10 protein-coding genes are annotated in these 14,545 nt (G+C 45.7%); all 10 read left to right on the top strand.

The features are described from left to right. Positions 1 to 110 precede the first annotated feature (110 nt). The 10 genes from polX to JSY36_RS12275 all read left to right on the top strand — a co-directional run bounded on the left by polX (position 111) and on the right by JSY36_RS12275 (position 14,376). Positions 111 to 1,829, top strand: coding sequence for a DNA polymerase/3'-5' exonuclease PolX (gene polX / locus JSY36_RS12230; RefSeq protein ID WP_205166673.1), 1,719 nt, complete (start codon positions 111 to 113; stop codon positions 1,827 to 1,829). Positions 1,830 to 1,852: 23 nt separating this feature from the next. Further along, positions 1,853 to 4,216, top strand: coding sequence for an endonuclease MutS2 (locus JSY36_RS12235; protein WP_205166619.1), 2,364 nt, complete (start codon positions 1,853 to 1,855; stop codon positions 4,214 to 4,216). Between the two features lie 13 nt (positions 4,217 to 4,229). Continuing rightward, positions 4,230 to 4,640, top strand: a complete 411-nt coding sequence (locus JSY36_RS12240; RefSeq protein ID WP_122897899.1) for a DUF350 domain-containing protein — start codon at positions 4,230 to 4,232, stop codon at positions 4,638 to 4,640. 1,235 nt (positions 4,641 to 5,875) lie between these two features. Further along, on the top strand, positions 5,876 to 7,573 hold the full coding sequence (locus JSY36_RS12245) for a long-chain-fatty-acid--CoA ligase (RefSeq protein WP_205166620.1): 1,698 nt from the start codon (positions 5,876 to 5,878) through the stop codon (positions 7,571 to 7,573). A 374-nt stretch (positions 7,574 to 7,947) separates the two neighbouring features. Beyond that, a complete protein-coding gene (locus tag JSY36_RS12250; RefSeq protein ID WP_205166621.1) occupies positions 7,948 to 9,663 on the top strand; it encodes an AMP-binding protein in 1,716 nt (571 codons plus the stop codon). 249 nt (positions 9,664 to 9,912) lie between these two features. Next, positions 9,913 to 10,500, top strand: coding sequence for a TetR/AcrR family transcriptional regulator (locus JSY36_RS12255; RefSeq protein WP_205166622.1), 588 nt, complete (start codon positions 9,913 to 9,915; stop codon positions 10,498 to 10,500). Between the two features lie 119 nt (positions 10,501 to 10,619). Continuing rightward, positions 10,620 to 11,399 (top strand): enoyl-CoA hydratase, encoded by a 780-nt coding sequence (locus tag JSY36_RS12260; RefSeq protein ID WP_122897891.1) that lies wholly within the window; start codon positions 10,620 to 10,622, stop codon positions 11,397 to 11,399. Positions 11,400 to 11,494: 95 nt separating this feature from the next. Continuing rightward, positions 11,495 to 12,265, top strand: coding sequence for an electron transfer flavoprotein subunit beta/FixA family protein (locus tag JSY36_RS12265; protein WP_122897889.1), 771 nt, complete (start codon positions 11,495 to 11,497; stop codon positions 12,263 to 12,265). A gap of 18 nt (positions 12,266 to 12,283) precedes the next feature. Continuing rightward, positions 12,284 to 13,261, top strand: a complete 978-nt coding sequence (locus JSY36_RS12270; RefSeq protein WP_205166623.1) for an electron transfer flavoprotein subunit alpha/FixB family protein — start codon at positions 12,284 to 12,286, stop codon at positions 13,259 to 13,261. 296 nt (positions 13,262 to 13,557) lie between these two features. Beyond that, entirely contained in the window at positions 13,558 to 14,376 is an 819-nt protein-coding gene (locus JSY36_RS12275; RefSeq protein ID WP_205166624.1) for a bacteriorhodopsin, read from the top strand. The last annotated feature ends 169 nt before the right edge of the window (positions 14,377 to 14,545 follow it).

The following is a 14,545-nucleotide window of genomic DNA, read 5'->3' on the forward strand; positions in this document are numbered from 1 at the left end:
AGAAGCCTCCATAATTAACGCAAACACGCCTGTTGCGGTCAGGGCCGCAAGTTGGATATGATGAAAGAGGTTAGTTACCTATTAGATAGAGGTGAATGTTCATGTCTGAGATGAATAAAAAAGATATTATCAAAACCCTTGAACAAATAGCGGTTTATTTAGAAATAAAAGGCGAAAATGCCTTCCGTGTGTCTGCCTACCGTAAAGCAGCCCAGGCACTGGAGCGTGATGAAGGTACGATTGAGGAAATTGGTGACCCGTCCAAACTGAAAGGAATCGGGAAAGGGACGGCTTCAATTATTGAAGAGCTGATGGAAAAAGGAGAATCCTCCTTTTTAAATGAACTGAAAGAAGAGATTCCGTCCGGATTAATTACCCTCCTTGCTTTACCAAGCATGGGCGGAAAAAAGATCGGCAAACTGTACCAGGAGCTCGGGGTGGAGGATGCTGCAACGCTCAGAAAAGCGTGTGAGGAAAAGAAAGTACAAGCACTTGCCGGCTTCGGCGCCAAGACCGAAGAGAAAATCCTTGCGGCACTCGACGACTTCGGAAAACGGCCGGACAGGCTCCCATTGTCTCTTGTGATGCCGGTGGCAGAGGAAGTGACAAGACGGCTGAATGAGTTTTCGGATATTAACCGGTTTGAACTGGCCGGAAGTTTCCGCCGGGGCCGTGAGACAGTAAAGGATCTTGATTTTATTATTTCTACTGACAAACCGGACCAGGTGTCAGAGCAGATCGGCCTTATGGATAACATTAAACAGATTGTCGGCCAGGGTGAAACGAAAATAAGCCTTGAACTTGAATTTGAAGAAAACCTCATCGTTCCTGTCGACTTCAGAATGGTAAGAGATGAAGCATTTGCTACCACTCTTCATCATTTTACCGGATCGAAGGATCACAACGTTCTCATGCGCCAGCGGGCAAAAGAGAACAAAGAGAAGATCAGCGAGTACGGCGTCGAGTCGGCGGAGTCGGGAGAGGTTACTACTTTTACAGATGAGCCTGCCTTTTTTGCCCATTTCGGACTGCCTTATATTCCCCCTGAGGTCCGGGAGGGATATGACGAGCTTGAAACAAAGGAAGCTGACCTGACCCTTGTAGAGCAGGGTGATATCCGTTCTGATCTTCATATGCACACCACGTGGAGTGACGGTGCCCAGTCCATTCGCGAAATGGTGGAAGCGAACCGGGAGCGGGGATACACCCATATGGCCATTACGGATCACTCGAAGTTTCTCCGGGTGGCGAACGGCCTTTCAGTTGAGCGTTTGAAACGTCAGCATGAAGAAGTTCGTAAACTCAATGAGGAATTCAGTGACTTTACAATTTTTACGGGGATCGAGATGGATATCCTGCCTGATGGGACTCTTGATTATGACGATGACATCTTAAAGGATATTGATTTTGTCATTGCATCGATCCACTCTGGGTTTAACCAGAAAGAAGATACGATTATGAAGAGGCTGGAAACAGCGCTCAGAAATCCGCATGTGGCAATGATTGCCCATCCGACAGGACGACTGATCGGCCGCCGGGACGGATATCCTGTGGATATTGACAGACTGATTGACCTGGCAAAAGAAACAGAAACAATTCTTGAGCTTAACGCGAATCCAAACCGCCTTGATCTTGCCTCTGAGCATTTGAAAAAAGCACAGGAAGCCGGAGTCAAAGTGGCGATTAATACGGATGCGCACAGAATCGACATGCTTGACCATATGCCCGTAGGGGTAAAAGCAGCCCGCCGCGGATGGCTGAAAAAAGAGAACGTTGTAAATACGTGGGATGCTGAAACTCTCATCGCCTATGTAAATAAAAACAGATAGATATACAGGAGGTGTTCCCTTTTATGGAAAGGGTTTGCCGCGTTTTAGAATATGACAAAATGAAAAAACAGCTTATGCAGCACGCAAGCTCGAGTCTTGGAAAAAAGCGCATTGAAAGACTTATGCCCGACACAGACCTTGAGAAAGTGCAATACGCCCAGAATGCCACATTTGAAGGAGCAAAGGTTCTCCGTCTGAAAGGACAGGCCCCCCTTGGGGGGATCAGGGATATCCGTGCTTCTATTAAGCGGGCAGCCATCAGCGGCATGTTAAATGAACAGGAGCTTTTAGACATTGCTTCTACGATTTACGGGAGCCGACGCTTTAAAAGCTTTATTGAACAGTGTCTCGAGGATGAAATTGAACTTTCCATTCTCCCTGCACTGGCCGGAGACATTGTTCCTCTGACAGGTTTGGAGCGTTCGATTAAACAGTCGATTGATGATAATGGAGAAGTGCTCGATTCAGCGAGTCCACAGCTTCGTTCGATCCGCCAGCAGATCAGAAGCCATGAATCGAGCGTCCGGTCCAAGCTTGAGTCAATGACACGGTCATCTTCAAAGCGGAAAATGCTCTCAGATGCCATCATTACGATCAGGAATGACCGTTATGTGATTCCTGTAAAGCAGGAATACCGGGGGCAGTTTGGCGGTCTTGTTCATGACCAGTCCTCTTCGGGTGCTACGCTGTTTATTGAACCGGATGCCGTTGTTGCAATTAATAACCAGCTCCGTGAAGCAAGGGTAAAAGAACGTCAGGAAATTGAACGGATTCTCCACGAGCTCACAGCGGAGGTGAGTGAAGAGGGAGAAAACCTCCAGACAGTCGTTGATACAATGGAAGAAGTGGATTTTCTTTTTGCAAAATCCTATTACAGCCGTGAGATCAAGGCGAGCCAGCCGGAACTGAATGGTGACGGAAGGCTGGATTTTAAAAAAGCCCGTCACCCGTTAATTCCGGAAGAAGAGATCGTCCCTATTGATGTTGAACTCGGCAATTCGTTTCAATCGCTTGTCATAACCGGCCCGAATACAGGTGGTAAAACCGTGACCTTAAAAACGATCGGTCTATTGACACTGATGGCCCAGTCAGGTCTTCATGTCCCTTGTGAAGAGGGTTCTGAAGCTGCGGTGTTTCAGCAGATATTTGCAGACATCGGTGATGAGCAGTCTATCGAACAAAGTCTGAGTACGTTCTCCTCCCACATGGTAAATATCGTAGACATTCTTGATAAACTTGATCATGAAAGTCTCGTCCTCTTTGATGAGCTTGGGGCAGGGACTGATCCGACAGAAGGTGCAGCCCTTGCCATTTCGATCCTTGATTATGTGTACAAGGTTGGTGCCAAGGTGGCAGCGACCACCCACTACAGTGAACTGAAAGGCTATGCCTACAACCGGAACGGTGTTATGAATGCGAGTGTTGAGTTTGATGTGGAGACTCTTCGTCCCACCTACAGACTGATGATCGGTGTGCCCGGTCGGAGTAACGCTTTTGCCATCAGCCGCCGTCTCGGCCTCCGGGATGATATTATCGAAGAAGCCCAAAGCCAGATCGGGGCGGACACAAATAAGATTGAAAAGATGATCGCCTCACTTGATGAAAGCCGCAAAGAGGCCGAGAGCGAGCTTGAGCGTGCAGATCAGTACCGTAAAGATGCCGAGAAGCTCCACCGGGAACTGGAGCAGGAGTATGAACGCTTTGAGCGTGACAAAGAGCGTGCAATGGAAGAAGCAGAGGAAAAGGCGAAGGAAGCGGTTCGAAAAGCGAAGCAGGAAGCAAATGATATTATCGAATATCTCCGGGAAGTGCAGAAATCCAACCCTGCAATTAAAGACCATGAACTCATTGAAGCGAAAAAGATGCTGGACGAAGCTTCTCCTGAGCTGAAGTCAAAAACCAAAAAGCAGCCTAAACAGAACAAGCAGGCTGCCAATGCAGACAAGCTTATGCCGGGTGATGAAGTTAAAGTGATCAGCTTCGATCAGAAAGGTCATATTGTGGAAAAAGTAAGTGACAAGGAGTTTTACGTTCAGCTTGGCATGATGAAAATGAAGGTGAAAACGGGCGACCTTCAGTATATGTCACGACCGAAGCAGGAAACGAAATCCCCGCTTGCAGCTGTCAGGGGAAAAGATGCCCACGTGAAAACGGAACTGGATTTACGTGGTGAGCGCTATGAAGATGCCATGCTCATGGTAGATAAATACCTCGATGATGCCATGCTTGCAGGTTATAACCAAGTATCCATTATTCACGGTAAAGGAACAGGCGCTCTCAGAAAAGGAGTTCAGGAAAAACTGAAGCGGCACAGAAATGTTTCACAAACACGGATGGGCGGCATGAATGAGGGCGGCTCCGGTGTAACGGTCGTTCAGTTTAAGTAAGGAGAAGGCTGATATGGAAACGTTATTTGAACATGATTTTCTTTACACAGCAGGTATCTACAGTGTGGTTGTAATGGCAATTGTCGTTTTTCTGGCTGTGTTTGAAATGGTAACCCGTTATAAAACATGGGATGAGATTCAAAATGGAAACGTCGCTGTTGCGATGGCAACAGGAGGTAAGATTTTCGGTGTGGCTAATGTGTTCCGCTACTCAGTCGAAGCCAACGATACGGTCTTTACGATGCTGGCCTGGGGGGTTTACGGTTTTGTTCTCTTATTGTTTGTTTACTTCATTTTTGAGTTTCTCACCCCAAAGTTTAAGGTTGATGCAGAACTGAAAAACGGAAATCGTGCAGTCGGTCTTATCTCATTGATTTTATCCATTGCATTATCGTACGTCATAGGAGCCAGTATTCGCTCGTAATTTCAAAAAGCAGGTGAACGAAAGAAATGGAAACATTATGGAAAATTCTGGCGGTTTTATGCGCCGGGTTTATTATTGCCGGAATTGTATATCTATTTATATAGGAAAATAGGGTTGGATTCAGAATTAAGGATACTTTGAAAAAGAATTAGTACACAGGTGCTAAAACCCTTTCTTATATTACAGCAGCTTCGTTGAGCGTAATATGCTCCCTTTCCGCGGACTCGTGCCGAGCCTCCTAGGGGCTTTGCCCTTGTGGAGTCTCGTCTGTCTCGCACTTCCGCAGGAGTCTCGCGTATTCCGGTCAACTCCACACAATGCGTTGAAGAATCAGTGGAAAAAGATAACCTTCCCAACAAATACATGCCTTTTTCATGAATCATGGTGTGAAAAGATTAGCATGGCGTCTGTTTTGGCAAAGGTTGTTGCATATTATGAAAAAACTGATGAAGCGGAAATACAATAGAATCTTGCGATAGAGCGTCAAGAGGGTACTGAAAATCAATCACCATAACGTTACTACTTTAGGGCTCTGTTGCCGCATAAAATAGGTAACACACTTCCACAACCGCTTCTAAAAAATACTTATGTTGTGTTAAAGGACAATGTTTTTTAAAAAGCGTTGATTGGAGCTAATGCGCGACACTCGTGCGGGGAAAGCGAGTTCCGGGGAGACCCCGGAAGCGCACAGCGCTGAGGCTCGAGCCGCCCGCAGAAGGTGCAATGAGCGCAAATCTCCATCTATTTATAATAGAGCTATTTCTAGAAAATGGATTTTTTTCAATTGCTCCCATCAACTCTAGGAGTCGGCTCCCCTGTTGAAAGTTTTGGGCGCGGGCTTCTTTTATATTTATGCTCACTAAAGAGAAAATGCAAATAGCATCACCATAACTGTCAAAGAAGACGATCAGTGTCATAATCTGATCGTCTTTTTGTATTTTTTGCACATATACATACAATAACGGCCAATTCCGTATGAGGGAGAAAAGAACTAGGACAAAATGAGAAGAAAAATTTAAAAAATTCAAACAAATCCCTTTTAAATTGAATGCGTTTTCATTAAAATGAGACTAAGAGAGGAGAATGTCCAGGTGAGAAGAGGAGTGTGATCGCCACTCCGTTTCCATCCCGCATCCGTAATCGGAATCCTTTAGAAAGGAGAGGTCACTATTAGTCACCGGTTAAAAAGCGCAGCTTTTTAATTGAGTTCTAATAAGTAAAAGGGAGGAAAGAGAATGGAAACATTAACGCAAAAACCTTGGTTCCAGCATTATCCCGACGAAATTCCGAAGTCGATAGACTACGAAGTCCGGACATTGCAAAGCTATTTGAAAGAATCCGCACAGACGTTTCCTGAGAAGACTGCTCTGGATTTTATGGGGACAGAAATGACGTATGCCCAGGTGTACGATGCGGCTCTTAAGCTCGCAAACCAGCTCAGGGGTATGGGGGTAAAGCAGGGTGACCGCGTGGCTATCATGCTAGCCAACACACCGCAGTCTGTGATTTCCTATTATGGTGCACTGTTCGCAGGGGCGATTGTTGTCCAGACCAATCCTCTTTATGTGGAACGGGAAATTGAGCATCAGATGAATGACTCAGGCTCGAAAGTGATGATTTGTCTCGACCTCGTTTATCCGAAGGTGGCAAATGTCAAGGATAAGACGAGTCTTGAGCACATTATTGTTACAGGAATTAAGGATTACCTGCCATTTCCTAAGAACCTTATCTATCCGTTTATCCAGAAGAAACGAACTGGAATCAAGGTAGACCTCCAGTACAATGACCATCTCCACTCTTTTGAAAAGGTAATCAAAAACGGTGAGGCAAAAGAAATTGAGCTGACTGTGGATGCAAAAGAGGACCTGGCTCTTCTCCAGTATACAGGAGGCACCACAGGCCCTGCCAAAGGGGTTATGCTCACACACTACAACCTTGTTGTAAACACCCTTCAGTGTAAGCACTGGATGTACAAAATGAAACCGGGTGAGGAAGTTGTTATTGCAGCACTGCCGTTCTTCCATGTTTACGGTATGACAACGGTGATGAATCTGGCTATTCGTATGGGCTTTAAAATGGTGATTATGCCAAAGTTCGAACCGAAGGACATTCTTAAAGCGATCGAAAAACACAAAGCGACCATTTACCCCGGTGCGCCGACCATGTATATCGGATTATTAAATCATCCCGATATTGAAAAACATGACCTGAGCTCCATCAAAGCCTGTATGAGCGGATCGGCACCACTGCCGATTGAGGTTCAGAACAACTTTGAAAAAGTAACAAAAGGAAGTCTGGTAGAAGGGTATGGTCTTACTGAGACATCACCCGTTGCTGTTGCGAATCTGATTTGGGGAAATCGGAAAACCGGCAGCATCGGCATACCATGGCCGGATACAGATGTGGCGGTTCTTTCCGCTGAGACAGGAGAGCTGGCTGAAGCGAATGAGATTGGGGAAATCATCATTCGCGGACCACAGGTTATGCGGGGTTACTGGAATAACCCTGAAGCCACCCAGGCGACGTTCAAGGATGACTGGTTCCTGAGCGGAGATATGGGTTATATGGATGAAGAAGGTTACTTCTATATTGTTGACCGGAAAAAAGACATGATTATCGCAGGAGGGTTCAATATTTACCCCCGCGAAATCGAAGAAGTGCTTTACGAACACCCTGCCATTCAGGAAGCCTGTGCGATCGGGGTTCCGGACCCTTACCGGGGGGAAACGGTGAAGGTCTTTATCGTCCTGAAAAGCGGCAAATCTTTGACAGAAGAAGAACTTGAAGAGTACTGCCGCAAACATTTGGCAGCATATAAAGTTCCGCGACTCGTGGAGTTCAGGGATGAACTGCCGAAAACGATGATCGGAAAAATTCTGCGCCGGGTGCTTGTGGAAGAAGAAAGAGCAAAACAGGCAGCATCGGACAAATAAAGATTCCCGCTCACCTCTCGGTGAGCGGGTTTTGTTATAGATTGGTGATTTTGAACCGAGGTTTTTTTCAGGATAAATGCATTGTGCAGGATAAAAATGATTTAGTCAGATATTCCCGTACACCGCAAAAACTGAAAATACAAAACTGTTATACAAGAATAAAAATTTGAAAATTTTTCACAAAATACTTTGCTTTTGTAATCGGTTTCATTAGAATGGGAGTAGAGAGGAAATTTGTCATATCCTGTACTTCTGATATTAAGCTGGCTAAGGGGAACGTCAGTGAGGCTTGAAATACAGGAACGCTGTGCATCATCCATCCATGGTGCAGCACGTGTTTTCTTTAGAAGGTGAGAGTTAAAGGAGGCCTTTTCATGGATGAAAGACTTGCAAGACCATGGTTAACTCATTATCCTGATGAAATTCCAGTAAAGATTGAATACGAAGAAAAGCCGCTCCAATCTTACCTCGCAGATGCTGCAAGAGAAACACCGGATAAAAGCGCACTTCATTTTATGGGGACAGAAATGACGTTTGCTGAGGTATATGACAGCGCACTGCGTTTTGCCAGCGGACTTCGGGGACTTGGTGTTAAAAAGGGAGACCGCGTGGCCATCATGCTTGCCAACACACCGCAGTCTGTCATCTCCTATTACGGAACCCTTTTAACCGGGGCTGTTGTGGTACAGACCAATCCGCTTTATGTTGAACGGGAGCTCGAGCATCAGATGATCGACTCAGGTGCCAAAGTCATGATCTGTCTTGATCTGGTGTACCCCCGGGTAGCCAATGTGCTGAAAAAAACGAAGCTTGAACACGTGATTGTTACGGGAATTAAAGACTATCTCCCGTTTCCTAAAAACCTGATTTATCCGTTTATACAGAAGAAGAACACAGGAATTAAGGTTGATATAACGTACAATGAAAAAACACATCCATTCACCCGGGTTCTTAAAGAGAATGAACCTGTGGAAACAGAGGTTTCAGTTAATCCAAAAGAAGATCTGGCACTGTTGCAATATACAGGTGGAACTACCGGAGTAGCCAAAGGTGTAATGCTGACCCATCATAACCTGGTTGCAAATACAACCCAGGCTTTAAGATGGATGCACAAGATTGATCATGGAAATGAAGTTATCCTTTGTGCCCTGCCGTTTTTCCACGTGTACGGTATGACAGTCGGAATGAACTTTTCCATTATGGACCGCTCGAAAATGGTGATTATGCCGCGTTTTGATACAACGCAGATCCTTAAGGCCATTCAAAAGCAGCGTGTCTCAATCTTCCCGGGTGCGCCGACGATGTATATCGGTCTGATTAACGACCCTGACGTAAACAAGTATGATCTGTCTTCAGTGGAAGTGTGTATCAGTGGATCTGCTCCACTGCCGGTGGAAGTCCAGCAGCGGTTTGAGAAGCTTACAGGAGGCAAGCTCAGTGAAGGCTTTGGTCTGACGGAAGCTTCACCTGTGACACACTTTAACCTGATGTGGGGAAAACGGCCGAGCGGAAGCATTGGTCTGCCCTGGCCTGATACAGATGCCGCAGTCATTAACGGAGAAACGGGCGAACAGGCCGAAGCCGGGGAAATTGGTGAATTGATTGTCCGGGGTCCTCAAGTGATGAAAGGATACTGGAACCGCCCTGAAGAAACGAAAGCTGTTTTCCAGGATGGCTGGCTGTTAACCGGAGACATGGGATATATGGATGAAGAAGGCTACTTCTATATCGTTGACCGGAAAAAAGATATGATTATCGCAGGCGGATTTAACATTTATCCGAGAGAGGTGGAAGAAGTGTTGTACGAACACGAAGCCATCAAAGAAGCGGTAGTCATTGGCGTTCCTGATCCATATCGGGGAGAGACGGTAAAGGCATTTGTGGTCTTAAAAGAAGGCATGGAGCTTTCGGAAAAAGAGCTGAATGAATACTGCCGTAAGAACCTGTCAGCCTATAAATCACCGAAGCAGTTTGAATTCAGAAACGAACTGCCGAAGACAATGGTTGGAAAAGTGCTGAGACGGGCACTCGTGGATGAGGAAAAGAGAAAACGTGAACAGGAAAAAGAACCCCAGGTTCATGGGAAATAGGCACTAAAAAGAGGGGCCTTCACGGTCCCTTTTTGTTTTTCTACTCCCGAGTATTTTAACTGCAGCCAGATTCCTGAAAGTAAAGTTGATTCCCCGGCTGATTAGGAATAGTATAGGGGAATGCGTTTCTATTTGCATAAAGAAAAATCTGAACTTTCCATTTGACACACGGATGGGATTGATCTAGAATAAACGTAAAGTGAATGAATGGTCATTCATTTTTAGAGGATTGGCTGAGGAAGTGAAGAAATGGCGAAGAAAAAAGGACAGAAGTTTGAACAGATTATTGACGCTGCAGTAAAGGTCATTGCAGAAAACGGTTATCACCATTCACAAGTGTCAAAAATCGCCCGTGAAGCAGGGGTCGCCGATGGAACGATTTATCTTTATTTTAAAAACAAAGAAGATATCCTGATTTCTCTTTTTGAAGAGAAGATGGGAAGCTTTGTCATAAGGAGTAAGGAGCGTCTTGCCAGTGAAACATCTGTTGAACAGAAGCTGAAGCTTCTCATTGAGATGCACCTGAAACAACTGGAGGCCGATTACGACCTGGCCATTGTAACCCAGCTGGAATTGAGGCAGTCAAATCTTGCTCTCAGATCCCGTATTAACGAAGTGCTTAAAGGGTACTTGGGATTGATCGATTCCATTCTGGCAGAAGGAATGGAGAAAGGCTTTTTCTCTCCTGACCTCGATCGTCGCATGGCGCGCCAGGTTATTTTCGGAGCCATTGATGAAGTTGTGACCAACTGGGTTATGAAAGACCACAAGTATAAACTTGTACCATTGGCGGATTCCCTTAACCAAATGCTGCTGACCGGACTTCGGAAAGTGTAAGACTCGTAGAAAACCTCGTAAAAAAGATTGATTTTTTTATGCAGGTTTTCTTAATAAACAAAGGTGAAAGCGTTTTAATGTCGAATAAGGTTAGTTGAGATCGAAAGGAGTGGATCGATTTGAGCGACTATCAATATCTTGCAGTATCCAAGGAAAATAAAATCGGGTACATCACTCTCCAGCATCCACCGGCCAACGCACTTTCTCAGCCGATCTTTCTGGAGCTGGATGACGTGCTTGATAAGCTTGAACACGATGAAGAAGTGAAGGTCATCGTCGTTCATGGTGAAGGCCGCTTTTTTGCAGCCGGAGCTGATATTAAGGAGTTTACAACAGTTGACAGCGGGGGAGCGTTTCAGGAAATGGCTGAACGTGGTCAGCGGGTCTTTGACAAAATGGAAGCCTATCCAAAGCCGATCATTGCTTCTATTCATGGAGCAGCACTGGGCGGAGGTCTTGAACTGGCCATGGCCTGCCACATCCGTTTTGTCGGGGACAATGCCAAGCTTGGACTTCCGGAGCTTCAGCTCGGACTGGTTCCTGGATTTGCGGGTACGCAGCGTCTGCCAAAACTTGTGGGGAAATCAAAAGCTACACAGATGCTTCTTACTTCCGATCCTGTAACGGGTAAAGAAGCAGTAGCTCTCGGGCTTGCCGATGCTTCATTTGACGACGAATCCGTCCTTGAAGAAACGAAAGCACTGGCTGCCAAAATCGCTTCAAAAGGTGCTGTTGCTGTCCGTTATGCGCTGGAACTGATCCGACTGGCTGGTCATTCAGAAGCAGATGGTGCAAGTCAGGAAGCGAAGCGCTTTGGTGATGTTTCTCAAACCGAAGACGCCAAAGAAGGAATCGATGCATTTTTAAATAAGCGGAAACCAGTATTTAACGACCGTTAACAGCGGGCACAGAGCTTTATCTTAAAAAGAATAGCAGCAATTTATGAAACCGTTCAAAGCCAATAAACAGAACTGATAATCTGGGAGGGAACAGAATGAATATTTATGTCATTTTAAAGCGTACGTTTGACACTGAGGAAAAAATCCAGATCTCAAACGGAGAGATCGTAGAAGACGGTGCCGAGTTTATCATTAACCCATACGATGAGTATGCAATTGAAGAGGCGATTCAACTCCGTGACGAGCACGGCGGGGAAGTAACACTTGTTACAGTCGGTGAGGAAGAAGCAGAGAAACAGCTTCGTACCGGACTTGCCATGGGTGCTGATAAAGCGGTACTGATTGATAACGAAGAAGTGGAAAACCAAGATCCTTACACTACGCAGGCTCTTCTTGCTGCTTACTTCGAAGACAAAGATGTGGACATCATTTTAGGCGGAAACATCGCAGTTGACGGTGGCTCCGGGCAGGTAGGACCGCGCCTGGCTGAAAAGCTCGGAATCGTTCACGTAACATCCATCGTAAAGATCGACATTGCTGACGGTAAAGCAACGATAGAGCGTGATGTAGAGGGTGACCAGGAAATTGTGGAAGTAAGCCTTCCTGTACTGGTTACTGCGCAGCAAGGGTTAAACGAGCCCCGCTATCCATCCCTGCCAGGCATTATGAAAGCGAAAAAGAAGCCTCTTGAAACACTTGAAGCTGATGATTTCGACCTTGATGAGGACGATGTAGCCGGCAAAACAAAAACAGTAGACCGCTACCTTCCGCCTGAGAAACAAGCAGGAAAAGTTCTTGAAGGTGAAGTGGACGATCAGGTAAAAGAGCTGGTTTCATTACTTAAAAACGAAGCTAAAGTGATATAAACAGAGGAGGATTATACGATGACGAAAAAAGTATTGGCAGTAGGAGAAATCCGCGACGGAGAATTTCGTAACGTATCGTTTGAAGCAGTTGCCGCTGCAAAGGAAATTTCAGCAGGCGGTGAAGTAGTAGGTGTTCTTTTAGGCGAGAATGTAAGCAGTTTAGGGAATGAACTGATCGCATACGGTGCTGACCGTGTTGTTGTCGTTGATAGCGACAAATTGGCCGGATACACGCCGGACGGATACAGTCAGGCACTTCAGGCAGTTATTGATCAGGAAAGTCCTGAAGGGATTGTGCTGGGACATACAGCAATCGGCCGGGACCTTGCACCGAAACTTGCAGCACGCCTGAACTCAGGTCTGGTATCTGATGCAACAGGTGTAGAAACAGCTGGTGAAGAAGTCATCTTCACACGCCCGATCTATTCAGGTAAAGCTTTTGAGAAGAAAGTAGTGGCTGAAGGGATTGTGTTTGCAACGGTACGTCCGAACAACATCCCGGCTCTTGAAAAAGACGAGTCCCGTTCTGGTGATGTTGCATCCCTTGACGTAGATATTAAAGACTTGCGTACGATCATTAAAGATGTGGTTAAAAATACAGCTTCCGGTGTGGATCTCTCTGAAGCAAGCGTGATCGTAGCCGGCGGACGCGGTATGAAAGGTTCTGAAAACTTTGCGCTCCTTGATGAACTGGCAAATGTACTCGGTGCAGCAGTCGGTGCTTCCCGTGGTGCATGTGACGCTGAATACTGTGATTATGCCCTTCAAATCGGCCAGACTGGTAAGGTCGTAACACCGGATCTTTACATTGCAGTGGGTATTTCCGGTGCGATCCAGCACGTAGCGGGTATGTCCAACTCTAAAGTCATCGTTGCAATCAACAAAGATCCCGAAGCAGAGATCTTCAACATTGCCGATTATGGAATTGTCGGAGACCTGTTTGACGTCGTTCCAAAGCTGACGGAAGAGTTTAAGAACGTTTTGGTTAAATCGTAAGTGATTTATGTGAGAAGGACCTTGCCGCTCAGGCAGGGTTCTTTTTTTTATGAGGAGGACGTAGTTGAAGGTGAGGATGTGTTTTTTCCATATAAATTTGGAGGGAGACTGGAATTCTTAATATTCAGGGGGGAATTCTTAACACAAATCCACCAATAATTAATATTCGCCCCTCCATCCTTAGCACAAATCCAACTTCCCCTTGTAAAAAATAAAAGAAATCCCGGTCCTTTTACATAAACCATCTCCTTATTTAGCAAACTATGGAAAATACCGTACTGAAGGAGATTCAGCCGATGTCGTTGCAAAACCACCCCGGAATTAATTATGAAAACCTTTTTAATTATTCGACGATGCAGCATGATATTGTTGCCCACGTTCTTACTCTCGGGTTCGTAGCCCATGCGGCGGGCATCGTTTATTTTGCCTTCGCCCAAAAAGATATCCATCCCCGCCTCAGGACGGCGACGATTATGTCATGCTTTATTATGGCAGCCGCAGCACTGAACCTTTTCAGGCAGTTTTCATCATGGAATGATGCCTTCACATGGCAGGGATCTGCTTATGTAATGGAGCAGACATTTTCAAATGGCTTTCGCTATTTTAACTGGTTTATCACCCTTCCTCTCCTTTTGACGCAGCCTATGTTTGTATTCGGGATCAAAGGAAAATCGTTTATGAGAAATACCCTGATTTTTGTCACAGCAAGTGCAGTGATGGTGCTGACAGGCTATATCGGTCAGATGTATGAGGTGACGAACCCGTTTTTATACTGGCTGTGGTTCATACTCGGTTCCATTGCCTATGTTCCTCTTTTGGTCGTTCTCTACCGGGTGTACTTTGTGGATCGCCAAAAGGTGCCGGTCCACATTGAAAAGCTCGTCAAAGGACTGTTTTACTTCCAGGTCGCAGCGTGGACCATTTACTTATTTGCGTACCTGATGCCGGCACTTTCGTTTACACCCAACGGCGTAGTGACAAGGCATCTGCTTTATACAATCGCCGACATTTCTTCGAAGTTTATTTATGGTGTGTGGCTGTCCTATATCGCACTGAAAATCAGTGCTGAAAAAGGGTACCAGCCGGCAGTGGAGAAGCTTACCGCACTGGATTGAGCATATTCATTGTAACGGTCTGCTGAATTCGTTAAAATACTATTATCCGTAAAGCTGAATGGTCACAATTCCTATGGTTTTATGGAAGAAAGCAGTTCATTCGCAACATTTATTGAAAAAATGATATACTAAACAGGAGAAATCATAGTCCTGTTGAGGAGGAGTTTTT

The sequence above is a fragment of the Alteribacter salitolerans genome (assembly GCF_016901055.1).
Lineage (GTDB): Bacteria > Bacillota > Bacilli > Bacillales > Salisediminibacteriaceae > Alteribacter > Alteribacter keqinensis.

Coding starts and splice junctions, on each gene's coding strand:
- JSY36_RS12250 (WP_205166621.1), top strand. CDS start 7,948: ATGGATGAAAGACTTGCAAGACCATGGTTAACTCATTATCCTGATGAA.
- JSY36_RS12270 (WP_205166623.1), top strand. CDS start 12,284: ATGACGAAAAAAGTATTGGCAGTAGGAGAAATCCGCGACGGAGAATTT.
- JSY36_RS12275 (WP_205166624.1), top strand. CDS start 13,558: ATGTCGTTGCAAAACCACCCCGGAATTAATTATGAAAACCTTTTTAAT.
- JSY36_RS12240 (WP_122897899.1), top strand. CDS start 4,230: ATGGAAACGTTATTTGAACATGATTTTCTTTACACAGCAGGTATCTAC.
- JSY36_RS12255 (WP_205166622.1), top strand. CDS start 9,913: ATGGCGAAGAAAAAAGGACAGAAGTTTGAACAGATTATTGACGCTGCA.
- JSY36_RS12235 (WP_205166619.1), top strand. CDS start 1,853: ATGGAAAGGGTTTGCCGCGTTTTAGAATATGACAAAATGAAAAAACAG.
- JSY36_RS12245 (WP_205166620.1), top strand. CDS start 5,876: ATGGAAACATTAACGCAAAAACCTTGGTTCCAGCATTATCCCGACGAA.
- polX (WP_205166673.1), top strand. CDS start 111: ATGAATAAAAAAGATATTATCAAAACCCTTGAACAAATAGCGGTTTAT.
- JSY36_RS12265 (WP_122897889.1), top strand. CDS start 11,495: ATGAATATTTATGTCATTTTAAAGCGTACGTTTGACACTGAGGAAAAA.